The organism is Campylobacter sp. MIT 21-1684 (assembly GCF_026241315.1).
Taxonomy (GTDB): domain Bacteria; phylum Campylobacterota; class Campylobacteria; order Campylobacterales; family Campylobacteraceae; genus Campylobacter_D.
Window position 1 is genome coordinate 1 of the sequence record NZ_JAPHNA010000014.1, and the last position, 12,827, is coordinate 12,827.

The following is a 12,827-nucleotide window of genomic DNA, read 5'->3' on the forward strand; positions in this document are numbered from 1 at the left end:
AAAAGCAATGCTATTCTATTTTAATAATGTATAAAGTTCAAAGATTTATCTCATTATTTTTAGCGATTTTGAATAACTTGTGTTAATTTTTTCAAAAGATTTTCTAATTTTTAAAATTAAAACCTTTTAGAAACTCACTAAATAAATTTTCGTTGCAATTTTAATTGATTTTTCAATTTCACTTATTTTTTAATTCTTGTGCTAAGTAATATCCAGTGTAAGAACCGCTTTGTTTATGTTCTTTTGCAAGTTTTTTTACAGAACCTGTAGCAATAATTTTACCACCACCAACTCCGCCTTCTGGTCCCATATCTATGATATAATCAGCATTTTTAATCACATCAAGATTATGCTCTATAACAAATACTGAATTTTTTAGTTCAACCAAATGTTGTAAAACAAGTATGAGTTTATTTACATCTTCAAAATGCAATCCTGTTGTAGGTTCATCTAGTATGTAGAGTGTTTTTCCTGTATCACTGCGACTTAATTCTTTTGCAAGTTTAATTCTTTGAGCTTCTCCTCCGCTTAAAGTGGTAGCATTTTGTCCTAGTGTAAGATAGTCAAGTCCAACTTTTACAAGTGTTTGAAGTTTTTGTTTAATTTTTGGTACGGCTGCAAAGAATTCATTCGCTTCTAAGATACTCATATGGAGAATTTCACTGATATTTTTCCCTTTATATTTGATTTCAAGTGTAGCTTCGTTATACCGTTTTCCTTTGCATGCGTCGCAAACAACCATTACATCAGGCAAAAAGTGCATTTCTATTTTAAGCTCACCATCTCCACCACACTTTTCGCATCTGCCTCCTTTGACATTAAAAGAAAAACGACCTGCTTTGTAGCCTCTCATTTTTGCTTCTTTTGTGTTTGCAAAAAGATTTCGAATCTCATCCATTGCTCCTGTATAAGTAGCCGGATTTGATCTTGGAGTTCTGCCGATAGGGCTTTGGTCTAGGTAAATAACCTTATCAAGTTTGTCTAAGCCTTCTATACTTACACCTCCAATTTTTTTTACTTTTTTACTGTGATTGAGTTCTTCTTGTGCAAAAGGAAGAAGAGTTTGTAAGATGAGAGAGCTTTTTCCAGAGCCTGAAACTCCTGTAATTGCTACAAGATTTGCAAGGGGAAATTGTACATTGAGATTATTGATATTGTTGATATTAACATTTTTTAATTCAAGCCATTCTTTTTGCGGACGGTTGTACTGTTGTGAAATTTGTTTCTTTTTGCTCATATATAAAGCAGTTTGAGTTTTACTTTGAAGAAGTTCTTTAAAAGTCCCGCTAAAAACAACTTCTCCTCCAAATTTTCCCGCATAAGGTCCTATATCGACTATAAAATCTGCCTGTTCTATTGTCATAGTATCGTGTTCAACTACAATGAGAGTATTTCCTTTTTGTTGGAGATTTCTCAATGTTTTAATAAGCTTTGCTGTATCTCTTTCGTGAAGACCTATGCTTGGCTCATCTAAAACATACATTACCCCGCTTAAACCACTGCCAATTTGTGAGGCTATACGTATTCTTTGTGCTTCTCCTCCGCTGATACTTCTTGCGTCTCTGCCTAGACTAAGGTAATTAAGCCCTACATCTTTGAGAAAAAAAAGCCTTTCATTAATTTCTTTTAAAATAGGTGCTGCAATGCTTTGTTCTTGCTTGTTTAAATAAGAAAAATTACTTGCTTTGCTGAAAAATTGCACATTTTCTTCTATGCTAAAATCCAAAATTTCTGCCAAACCCTTTAAAGCAACTTTTACAGCTAAGCTTTCAGGTTTGAGTCTATGCCCATCACAATCTTTGCAAGTTTTTTCACTCATATATTCATTTAAATCTTTTTCATCTTTAAGAAGTTCATAAGCAATCTTTACTATTCCTTCGAAATTTTTTTGAATCCTGTGCCTTTTCCAAAAGAAAACAATTGTTTTAGCATTTCCATAGAAAATAAGCTTTTTTTCTTCCTCGCTTAAGAGGGTAAAAGGTGTTTTAATGTTAATATTGTTTTGTTCGCAGAAGGCTATGAGGAATTTGTAATAATAGCTTTTATTAAAACCATACATTGTTTTTACAGCACCATTTTCAATGCTAATATTTTCATCAAGAATTTTTTTCATATCTAAAGTATAGCGTATGCCTAAACCGTCGCAGCTTTCGCACGCACCTTTTGGAGAATTGAAAGAAAAACTTAAGGGTTCAAGTGGAGGAAAAGAGATTTTGCAAGCAAAACACGCATTGTGTTCGCTGTAATGAAAATGTCTTGTAATACCTAATTCATCAGCGTTTAATACTTCTATCTCAAGTTCTCCAAAACTTTCTTCTAAGCCTTTTTCTACATCGCTTGCAAGCCTTGATAAAGAATCTTCTTGCACCTCAAGTCTGTCAATAATGAGTTTGATAGTATGCTTTTTTGTTTTTGAAAGTTCTATATCTTCATCAAGTCTTACTAAGACACCGTCAATTTGCGCTCTTACATATCCTTTCAGTCGTAAATTTTCTAGTAAATCTGTGTATGTTCCTTTTTTTTCTCGTACAAGAGGAGCATAGATAATGATTTTAGCACCTGTTGGAAGTTTTAAAATTTCATTTGTAATATCGCTTGCATTCATACTTGAGATGATTTTTCCACATTTATGGCAGTGTTGTGTGCCAATTCTTGCATATAAAAGTCTTAAATAATCATAAATTTCAGTAATTGTCCCTACTGTGGATCTAGGATTTTTCGAAGTAGTTTTTTGATCAATAGCTATCGCAGGAGTTAAACCTTCTATTTTATCAACATCAGGTTTGCCTATTTTGTCTAAAAACTGTCTTGCATAAGCACTTAAGCTTTCTATGTATCTTCTTTGTCCTTCAGCGTATAAAGTTCCAAAAGCTAAGGTTGATTTACCAGAACCAGAAAGACCTGTGAAAACTATAAGCTTATTTTTGGGAAGTTCTAAATGTATATTTTTGAGATTATTTTCTCTTGCTCCTATTATTTTTATCGTTTCATTCATCATTTTTCCTAATCTTAAAGCTGTAATTTTACCATAAATTGATGTAAATTAGACTTGCAGTATTCCTAATTTTCTGAGCAGGGAAAAGCTTGTCATAATAATAGAAAATATATAAATACAAAGTAAAAATTTTCTGTGTGCTGCAATATGAATTTTTTCAATGATTTTTATACCTAAAAAAACTCCTACCATTGAAGCAAGTCCTAGGATTATTCCAGATTCAATGATAGCCGAATGAAGAATTCCTGAATTGATCAAAGAAAGGATACCAGAAAAAGAAGCGAAAATGACGAAAAATAAAGCGATAGGTACCACTTTTTTACTATCATAGCCCAAAAAGTAAGCTAATAAAGGGGTAATTAAGAGTCCACCGCCTATACCTAAAGAAATAGCAAAAATTCCTGTAAAAATTCCAGAAAAAAACAAAATAATGTTTTTTTGCAAAGGATTTTTTTGTGTTTGTGAAGTTTTTTCTTTAATGCCTAAGGCATATTTAAGAAAAAAAAGACAACTTACTAATAAGAAAATTGCTGTGAGTATTGTGTCGCTAAGTGTTTGCAAGAGCATTCCGCTGCAACTTGCTCCTAAAAGCCCACCAATACCTATAAATAAGCCATCTTTAAGATTTAAATTCTTTTTTTTATAGTTAAGGTAAGAACCAAAGAGTGCTGCAAAAAACATTTGAAATACTGAAATAGCAATGGCGTAATGAGAACTGTTGCCTAAAACAAGCATAGCAGGCACGATAATCATTCCTCCACCTATACCAAAAAGTCCTGATACTATACCTGAAAAAATGCCTAGAAGGATATAATGTATATGAAATAAAATTAGCGTAAATACTACTGCTATATGTGAAAGAATGCTTTCTATAAAGACAAAAGGTATATTAATCATAGTTTCCATATCTAAATCCTTAGAAAAAAGAAATTGTATCTCATTAAGCTAAGGTATAACTTACGCTCTTTTTTAAACTTTTCATTGCTTTGAATTTTTAAACGAAAATTAATACAAGTTGTTTTAAACTTTTAGAATAACTCAAACATAATTTTATCAAGAAAGGCAAGAGATGGATTTATTTCAACCCGCTTCTTTTATCCTAACCCTTATCCACGCTCTCCATTCTTGGCGTCTTTAAACTTCATTTTTTATAAAAAATTCTTTAGAAGGTTTTTGTTATGCTTGAAAAAAAAGCAAATTTCTATTACAGACAAATTCTTGAAAGATATGAAAATTCATATTTTGCAGAAGACTCAAATAAAGTGATCATAGGCATTGATGTTGAATTTTTAGATTCTAATACAATGACTTTTAGTGAGCTTAAGGCGAAATTTTATCAAAGTGCAGCTGGTGAGAAACTTTGTGAATATGCAGGTTTTTTTGGAGTGTTGAGTGCAAATTTTATTACTCTTTTTGAAGATTTGCCTTTATGTGAAAAGAAAAGTTATGATTTTCCTCTTTTTTTGTTTGCAAATGCAAGAGCGTATTTGGTCTATGAAAAAAATACCAAAATGTTTTTTGAATTTGGTGATGAAAAGTACTTTAATTTTTTAAATGAAGAGGCAATTTTTGAGCATAAAAATTGTGAATTTGAAATTCTCACTTCTTTAGAGCAAGAGCAAGAAGAGTATCTGAGTATGATCAGCAAAGCAAAAGAGTATCTTTTAAGTGGTGATATTTTTCAAGTGGTTTTAAGTAAACAACTTTGCATACAACATAATGTAGATAGTTTTAGTTTTTATGAAACTTTAAGTGTTTTAAATCCAAGTGCCTATATGTTTTATTTTCCTTCTTCTTATGGTGTTGTTTTAGGTTCATCGCCTGAATTTATGTTAAAAATCAAAAATAAAGAAATTTTTGTAGCACCTATAGCTGGAACAAGAAATTTAGATGAAAAAAGTGATATATCAATCCTTGAAAAAGAACTTTTAAGTGATGAAAAAGAATTAAGCGAACATAAAATGCTTGTTGATTTAGCTAGAAATGACAGTTCTAAATTTGGTACAAAAACAAGAGTTGAAAATCTTTTTAGCATACTGAAAAGCAAATATGTAATCCATATAGTAAGCGAGGTGTATGCCACTATGAAAGATGGAGCAGATCTTTTTGATGTCATCAGTGCTGTTTTTCCAGCAGGTACTTTAAGTGGAGCTCCTAAGATACGAGCTTTGCAAATTATTGCTGAATTAGAAAAACTTGATAGGGGAGTGTATGGAGGAGCTGTGGGTTTTTTAAATTTTAATGAAGATGTTGTTTTAGCCATTATTATTCGTTCGGCATTTTTTAAAGATACTAAGGCTTTTATCGCAAGTGGTGGTGGTATAGTGTTTGAGAGTCAAGCTCATAATGAATATGCTGAAATTTGTGCTAAACGCAAAGCTCTTCTTGTCAGTTTTGAAAAATTACAAGGAAAATTATGATACTTTTAATTGACAATTATGATTCTTTTGTTTTTAATGTAAAGGCTATGCTTGAAAGTATTAGCGAGGATGAAATTCTTGTTGTGCGTAATGATAAAATCAATCTTAATGAGCTTATAGATTTAGCTCCAAGTCATATTATTATAAGTCCGGGTCCAAAACATCCAAAAGACAGTGGAATCTGTCTTGAACTTTTTAAAGCGAAACTTGACATACCTATACTTGGAATCTGTCTTGGACATCAAGCCTTAGGGCTAAGTTTTAACGCTACGATTAAAAGATTGCAAACTCCAGCCCACGCAAAAAATTCTCAAGTGCGTATAATACAAGACAATGAACTTTTGAAAGACTTTCCTAAAACCTTTTCTGTGATTTTATACCATTCTTTAGAAGTGGCAGATTTAAGCGATGAACTTGAAGTTTTAGCATTGAGTGAAGATGGAGTAGTAATGGCAATGAAACATAAGAATTTGCCTTATTTCGGTGTTCAGTTTCACCCTGAAAGTTATTTTAGTGAGTATGGACTTCAGATTTTTAAAAATTTTTTAAAACAGGAGCTTAAAAAGCAGAAAAAAGAATGCAATTTAATGCCGTATTTGCAAAAAATGAGTGAAGATATAAGTCTTGAAAGTGAGGATTTTAAAGTTATTTGCAAAGGTATTATGAATCAAGATTATGAGCCTTTACAATTAGCTTCTTTACTTGTTTTATTAAGCGAGAAAGCACTGAATGAAAGGACCTTAACTGCTTTTGTACGAGAAATTTTACATTATTCAAAAACTTTTAGCGATGAGAGTGAAATGATAGATATTTGTGGAACTGGCGGAGATGGATTTAAAAGTATTAATGTTTCAACCACGAGTGCTTTCATTTTAGCAAGTCTTGGAGTGAAGGTTGCAAAGCACGGAAATAAAGCTGTTTCAAGCAAGAGCGGAAGTAGCGATGTTTTGAATGCTTTGGGCATTAGAGTTCCTGAGAATTTAGAAAAAGCTTTGTGGCTTTTAGAGAAAACAGGTTTGAGTTTTTTTCACGCACCCTTTTTTCATCCTTTAGTAGCCCAGTTACGTGAGCTTCGTGCGAAATTAGGAGTAAGAACTGTTTTTAATGTTTTAGGACCTCTATTACACCCAAATAGAAAATTGCAGTATCAATTGATGGGCAATTATAATGCTAAAGTACAGAGACTCTTAATAGAAGTCTTAAAAAATCTAGGTCGTAAGCACGCTTTAGTTGTACGTGGAAATGATGGAATGGATGAGTTTAGTATCTGTGATGAAACCAAGGTGTATGAGCTTGTCAATTCAGAGATTTTAGAATACTGTGTTAGTCCTGAAAACTTTGGTTTTCGTCGAGCTTTTCATAATGAGATAGTTGGAGGTAGCCCAGAACAAAATGCTAAAGATTTACAAGCTATTTTGCAAGGGAAAATGCAAGGGGCAAAATTTGATATAGTCGTGCTTAATGCTATGTTTGCACTTTATACAGCAGGAAAAGCCTCTACACCTCTTAAAGCTAAAGATACTATTTTACAGGCTTTACAGTCTGGAAAAGTATGGGAATATTTCAAGGAGTATCGTCACTGTGTTCGAACTTAAAATTTGCGGGATAAAAGATGAGGATAATGCTCAACACATAAGTGCTTTGAATGTTGATTACTTAGGGCTTATTTTTGCAAAAAGTCCTAGAGAGGTGAGCAGGGAAAAAGCAAAAAATATAGCACAAATTGTTCATAGAAATGGCAAAAAGATTGTCGGCGTTTTCGTTGAAAAAACTTTGGATTGTATCCTTGAAACTGTTGATTTTGTAGAGCTTGATGGAGTACAAATTTATAAAAAGATCAATAAAAATGAATTTGAGAGCTTGAAAGCTCTAGGAATTTTTGTTTGGCAGGTTATAAGTGTGGGAGAGAATTTAGAATTCCCACAAGAGTTGTATGCTGATATGGTGCTTTTTGATACAAAGGGTAAATTTCAAGGTGGTAATGGAATAAGCTTTAATTGGCAGCTTTTAACATCTTATAAAAAAGATTTTATTTTAGCTGGCGGGATAGGGCTTGATAACATTAAAGAAGCTTTAAAATTCAAGCCAAAAATCATTGATATAAATTCCAAAGTTGAGAATGAACAGGGTTTGAAGGACGAAGAAAAAATCCGACAAATTTTAAAGGAGATAGGGAAATGAAAAAAATGTATTATGGTGATTTTGGAGGACGATTCCTTCCAGAAAGTGCTCTTTTTGCTTTAGATGAGCTTGAAAATGCTTTTAGATATTTTCGTAAAGATTTGCTTTTCAAAAAAGAATTGCAAGAGCTTTTACAAAATTATGTCGGGCGCCCTACGCCTTTATATTTTGCGAAAAATTTAAGTCAAAAATACAAACATGAAATTTATCTTAAACGAGAAGATCTTAATCATACAGGCGCTCATAAAATTAATAATGCCATAGCTCAAGCTTTGCTTGCAAAAAAAATGGGAAAGAAAAAAATTATAGCTGAAACGGGGGCAGGGCAGCATGGTTTAGCTACTGCAACCGCAGCAGCACTTCTAGGTTTAGAATGTGAAATTTATATGGGAGCGATTGATGTACAAAGACAAGCTTTAAATGTCTATAAAATGGAGCTTTTAGGAGCTAAAATTCACGCTATAAGCAATGGATTGCAAACTTTAAAAGAAGCTACAACCGCAGCTATCCAAACTTGGGTAAATGATTGTGCAAATTTGTTTTATGTGGTTGGAAGCGCTGTTGGTCCTTATCCTTATCCTCAAATTGTTACCCATTTTCAAAGAATTATAGGGAAAGAATGTAAAATGCAGCTCAAGAAACTTGGTAAAAAACCTGATTTTATTATAGCTGCTGTTGGAGGTGGGAGTAATGCAGCTGGAATTTTTTACGATTTTTTAAATGATGAATCAGTGAAATTAATTGGCGTTGAAGCAGCTGGACTTGGACTTTGTACCCCATATCACGCTGCCACTTTAAGTAAAGGCAAAATAGGTATCATACACGGAATGAAAACAAGAGTTCTACAAGATGAGCTTGGAAATATTTTACCGGTACATAGTATATCTGCCGGACTTGATTATCCCGGGGTTGGGCCTTTGCATTCGTATCTTAATGAAAGCAAAAGGGCAAAGTATTATGCTATTAGCGATGATGAATGTATTCGTGCTTTAAAACTTCTTTGTAAAGAAGAAGGGATACTTCCTGCGATTGAAAGTTCCCACGCTTTGGCATTTTTAGAAAAGCTTTGTCCAAAATTGAAGCGAAAAAGTGTCATTGTGGTGAATCTTTCTGGGCGGGGCGATAAAGATGTACAGAGTATTAGAGAATACAAAAAGGGGACGATTTATGGTTGATTTTCGGACGCACTATAAACACAATGCTAATATAGCTTATACAGTGATAGGATATCCTAATTTAGAATTGAGTAAGAAATTTTTAAATGCTTTAGATGAGAGTGGTATTGACATTTTAGAGGTTGGTGTGCCTTATAGTGATCCGCTTGCTGATGGTGAAATTATTGCAAATGCTGCTGCACAAGCTTTGAAGCAGGGTGTTACTATCCATACAATTTTTACGCTTTTTGATGAAATTACTACAAAAAAAACTCTTGTGCTTATGGTATATTATAATGTCATTTTTTCATATGGTATAAAGCAGTTTGTTCAAAAAGCAAAAAAAGCAGGATTTTGTGCTTTGATAGTGCCTGAATTAAATTTTGAAGAGAGTATGCAATTATCTAGAGAATGTGAAAAATATGATTTAGCTTTAATCACTCTTGTGAGTGTTACAACACCGAAAAAAAGGGTAGCTCAACTTGTGAAAAATGCCAAAGGGTTTATTTATTTGCTTGCAAGTGTAGGAATCACAGGTGGAAAAAGTGTACAAAAAACTCTGCTTAAGGAGAAAATTCAGCAGATTAGAACTTATACAAAATTACCTATTTTTATAGGTTTTGGTGTAAAGAACAATAAAGATGTCAAAGAAATGCGAGAACTTGGAGATGGTGTTATTGTTGGTACTGCTGTGGTAGATTTTTTTAAAGAAGCGAAACTTGAAATGGTGATGAAAAATATCCAAGAACTTTTTAAAAATTAAAATTTTAAAATAGTTTTTATTTTATGTTTATTATAATCCTGTAAAAGTTTTTTATAAAGGTTATATAATGTTGAAAGTTCTTGAATACTCAATCACACATTTTTGCGAACATATTTTAAAGCTTCCTATTGAAGAAGCCGAAAATATAGGTGGTGAGCTTTACGGAGCTTCTATTCCTATTATAGAAAATGAAAAAAATGAATTTAGTTTTTATTTATTTTTCCCTAAAGAAGTATTGCAAAAAATTGCTGACAGCTTGATTAATACTAACAAATTTAAATTTGCAGAAGATGATTGGACTGATTTAACAAAAGAATGTGCAAATCAAATTATTGGTTATGCAAAGAATTTACTTAATGATATTCAAGGTGATGGCAAATATAAATTAGGAATTCCTGAATATCTCGGACGCGTTGATTTTTCAGGTATAGCTTTAGACCAGTCTTTAACGTACCAGCTTGATGGCCATTGTTTTAGAATTGGATTGCGTAAATATGAGTGATGAAACTTTTGATTTTAAACACGGATTACTCCAGTCTTATGAGGATATTTTAGATATTACTGTTGATTTTGTGAGTGAATTAGGTACTACAAATATGAGCGTTGCTGATTTGTTGAGACTAGAGGTTGGTTCAGTTATAGATCTTGAAAAACCTGCTGGAGAAAGCGTAGAGGTGTATATTAATAAAAGGATTTTCGGTAAGGGTGAGGTTATGGTATATGAAAAAAACCTTGCTATAAGGATTAATGAAATTTTAGATTCTAAGACAGTTCTTCAATATTTTAAAAAAGAAATTTGATGAAATGCACAGCTTTAATCTTGTTAGCTTTGCCTCTTTTTGCTACAAATTTAATACATTATAACATTTATGATAGAAATGACCGTGTAGATTTAATGCTTTCTTTTGATAATGCTTATAATGGGAATATTTCACAAAAAAAAGAAAAGGATTTTATTTTACTCACTCTTAATGGGCTTGAATATAATAAAAATGAATTAAAAGATTTAAATTCAAGGCTTATTAATAAAATAAGCATTAATTCAAAAAATCAACAAACTTATATTATGTTTCAAACTCAAGAAAATATAGTCTTAAATGTTAGCTCCTCTAATGATAAACTTGGATTGAGAATAAGAGCTCTGCCACAGGAAACAGAAAATGTTTTAAATAATGAATTGCCAAAGTCTAAGAATACTACTTTAGAAGGCGTTGATTTTACAAACTATATCATAGTTATACTTCTTTTGATGCTTTTGTTTGTTGTACTTTGGTGGTTAAAAAGAGTTTTGCGATATAGAAATAACGGGATTTTAAAGGATTTTACCCTCGTTTTTCAAAGACCTTTGGATAGAAACAATCATTTTGTAGTTTTAGAATACAATGCCAAACGTTATACCCTTATCATAGGTAATTCTCATTTACTTTTAGAAAGTGTTGAGCTTGAAAAGCAAGACGAGAAATTTGAACGCGTAGAGCAAACAGAAAAAAAATTTGATTCTTTTTTTGAGGAGAATAAAAGAAAAATTCAACAACTTGTAGCACAGACTAAAAAGTAATTAGGGTTTTTGATTTATCGCTATGGCTATAGCAGCAGGTTTTATAAGTTTTTTCAGTTCGTCTTTTGGTAAATATAAATGTTTGTTTTGATTGTAAATGTAAAGAGTATTATTTGAAAAAGCAAATTCTATTTCTTCTTCGTTTGTGCTGAGAATTTTTGAAAGACCTAGGATAAAACTAAGCCAAGAGAGTGTATGTATTTGAGGCAGGAACTGTCTATAAGATTCTATGGCATAGGGATTGATTTTTTTGCCATTGAATTTAATAATACTTGCAATTAAAACCTTTTCTTTATGCGAAAAGCCATAATTAAGACCTTCTAAAACTAAATAAGCAGAATGCTCATTAGAAAAATAAAAATTGATATATTCTCCTATATGGCAAAGTTTTCCAGCAGTGAAGAGTATTTTTTTGTATTCAGATTTAAGTTTGTGAAGCTTTTGCAAAAGAGTAAAGATTTGTAAAGCGAAATTTGGTGTTTTTGTTTTTCTTTCCAAGAATCTATCTTCCAAAGATTTAAGACTAGGATTGAAATTTTGTGGAAAACATTTATTAGGACGAAGTAAATCTTGTAAATACACACCTTCTCGTATGCCTACTCCACTTGTAATGATTTGTTTGGTTTTAATTGCATCAGCAATCTTCAAAAAGATATATGCCCCTTCTTTAATGGTATCAAAGCGATCCTTTTTTATACCAAAATTGACGAGAGCATTCATTTTACAATGAAGGATTTTGAGTATATGATTTTTTTCGTCTTTGAGATTGTAGCGAAAGTCGTGTAGATTTTTAATAGGGTATGAGTTTTTTTGCATAATAGAATTTGAAAGCGCGCGTAAGCTTCCGCCAATGGCTATGAGATTTTCATTGCAAAAATCAGATGGGATTTGTGCAATGATAGGCTTTATAAATTTATCCAAGGCATCAAATTTTCCTTTATCATAAAACAGCTCTTTAAGTCTTACAGTACCAATATCTAAAGAAATACAATCAATAATTTTATTATTTTGTATTAAGCATAATTCAGTTGAGCCTCCACCAATGTCAAGTGTAGTAGCATTTTGAAAAGGACTGAGTAAATTTAAGGCAGCCAGTCCCCCAAAATAAGATTCGCTCTTACCATCGATACAACGGATATTTAATCCAAGTTTTTTTTTAATTTTCGCGATAAATTCTTTCGAATTTGGTGCATCTCTTAAGGCTGAAGTACCGATGATGAAAGTTTTTTTGCATTTATGTTTTAGAGCACATTGTTTAAAAAATTTCAAAACCTCTTCTGCTCTTTGCATAGCTTCTTTTTGCAAGACTTTGCCATTATTGTAGGCGTTTTCTCCAATTCTGACTTTTCTTTTATATTCTTGAAGAGTATTAAAAGCATAACGTGAAGTTTTTTCAAAAATAATCATCCTAATGGAATTTGAGCCTAAATCAACAACAGCAGTTCTTTTTGCCATTAAAGTTCTTTGTTGCGATTTTTAAGACGTAATTCTTCTATGGTTTCTACATTGTCAGGATCTGGAACTATACACTCATAAGGACAAGCAACAATGCAAGCAGGTTCTGAAAAATCACTGACGCATTCAGAACAGAGGTCAGGATCAATCACATAAATAGGGCTGTTTTCGTAAATAGCTTCATCAGGACATTCTTCGCGACAGGCATCACAACAAACGCAATCTTTTGTTATCAGAAGAGACATATTTACCTTTCAAATAAAAATAATCTTAGACTTATACAATAAAAAACTTAAATAAA

12 protein-coding genes are annotated in these 12,827 nt (G+C 32.0%); 8 read left to right on the plus strand and 4 right to left on the minus strand.

What is annotated here, in order from left to right:
- Nucleotides 1-178 precede the first annotated feature (178 nt).
- Both uvrA and OQH62_RS06290 read right to left on the minus strand, forming a co-directional pair.
- The gene (gene uvrA, locus OQH62_RS06285; protein WP_266015386.1) at nucleotides 179-2,995 is read right to left on the minus strand and encodes an excinuclease ABC subunit UvrA; all 2,817 of its coding nucleotides are present in this window, start codon (nucleotides 2,993-2,995) and stop codon (nucleotides 179-181) included.
- Between the two features lie 48 nt (nucleotides 2,996-3,043).
- A complete protein-coding gene (locus OQH62_RS06290; protein WP_266015389.1) occupies nucleotides 3,044-3,901 on the minus strand; it encodes a sulfite exporter TauE/SafE family protein in 858 nt (285 codons plus the stop codon).
- Between the two features lie 272 nt (nucleotides 3,902-4,173).
- On the opposite strand from OQH62_RS06290, the gene OQH62_RS06295 reads away from it, so the two are divergent.
- From OQH62_RS06295 to OQH62_RS06330, 8 genes are all read left to right on the plus strand, one after another.
- Nucleotides 4,174-5,415, plus strand: a complete 1,242-nt coding sequence (locus tag OQH62_RS06295) for an anthranilate synthase component I family protein (RefSeq protein WP_266015391.1) — start codon at nucleotides 4,174-4,176, stop codon at nucleotides 5,413-5,415.
- A complete protein-coding gene (trpD, locus tag OQH62_RS06300; protein ID WP_266015394.1) occupies nucleotides 5,412-7,010 on the plus strand; it encodes an anthranilate phosphoribosyltransferase in 1,599 nt (532 codons plus the stop codon). Before OQH62_RS06295 ends, trpD begins: the two co-directional genes overlap by 4 nt.
- A complete protein-coding gene (locus tag OQH62_RS06305; RefSeq protein ID WP_266015397.1) occupies nucleotides 6,997-7,596 on the plus strand; it encodes a phosphoribosylanthranilate isomerase in 600 nt (199 codons plus the stop codon). The genes trpD and OQH62_RS06305 overlap by 14 nt, the downstream gene beginning before the upstream one ends.
- A complete protein-coding gene (gene trpB / locus OQH62_RS06310; RefSeq protein ID WP_266015399.1) occupies nucleotides 7,593-8,771 on the plus strand; it encodes a tryptophan synthase subunit beta in 1,179 nt (392 codons plus the stop codon). The genes OQH62_RS06305 and trpB overlap by 4 nt, the downstream gene beginning before the upstream one ends.
- Nucleotides 8,764-9,513: a tryptophan synthase subunit alpha gene (gene trpA, locus OQH62_RS06315; protein WP_266015401.1), complete on the plus strand. Its 750-nt coding sequence runs from the start codon at nucleotides 8,764-8,766 to the stop codon at nucleotides 9,511-9,513. Before trpB ends, trpA begins: the two co-directional genes overlap by 8 nt.
- Nucleotides 9,514-9,580: 67 nt before the next feature.
- A complete protein-coding gene (locus tag OQH62_RS06320) occupies nucleotides 9,581-10,015 on the plus strand; it encodes a chemotaxis protein CheX (protein WP_266015404.1) in 435 nt (144 codons plus the stop codon).
- Nucleotides 10,008-10,313: a flagellar motor switch protein FliN gene (fliN, locus tag OQH62_RS06325; protein WP_266015407.1), complete on the plus strand. Its 306-nt coding sequence runs from the start codon at nucleotides 10,008-10,010 to the stop codon at nucleotides 10,311-10,313. The genes OQH62_RS06320 and fliN overlap by 8 nt, the downstream gene beginning before the upstream one ends.
- A complete protein-coding gene (locus tag OQH62_RS06330; RefSeq protein ID WP_266015409.1) occupies nucleotides 10,313-11,071 on the plus strand; it encodes a hypothetical protein in 759 nt (252 codons plus the stop codon). The genes fliN and OQH62_RS06330 overlap by 1 nt, the downstream gene beginning before the upstream one ends.
- Here the strand turns inward: OQH62_RS06330 and OQH62_RS06335 are convergent, their stop codons facing one another.
- Nucleotides 11,072-12,526, minus strand: a complete 1,455-nt coding sequence (locus OQH62_RS06335; protein ID WP_266015411.1) for a Ppx/GppA phosphatase family protein — start codon at nucleotides 12,524-12,526, stop codon at nucleotides 11,072-11,074.
- The gene (locus OQH62_RS06340) at nucleotides 12,526-12,771 is read right to left on the minus strand and encodes a YfhL family 4Fe-4S dicluster ferredoxin (protein ID WP_266015413.1); all 246 of its coding nucleotides are present in this window, start codon (nucleotides 12,769-12,771) and stop codon (nucleotides 12,526-12,528) included. The genes OQH62_RS06335 and OQH62_RS06340 overlap by 1 nt, the downstream gene beginning before the upstream one ends.
- Nucleotides 12,772-12,827: the final 56 nt, after the last annotated feature.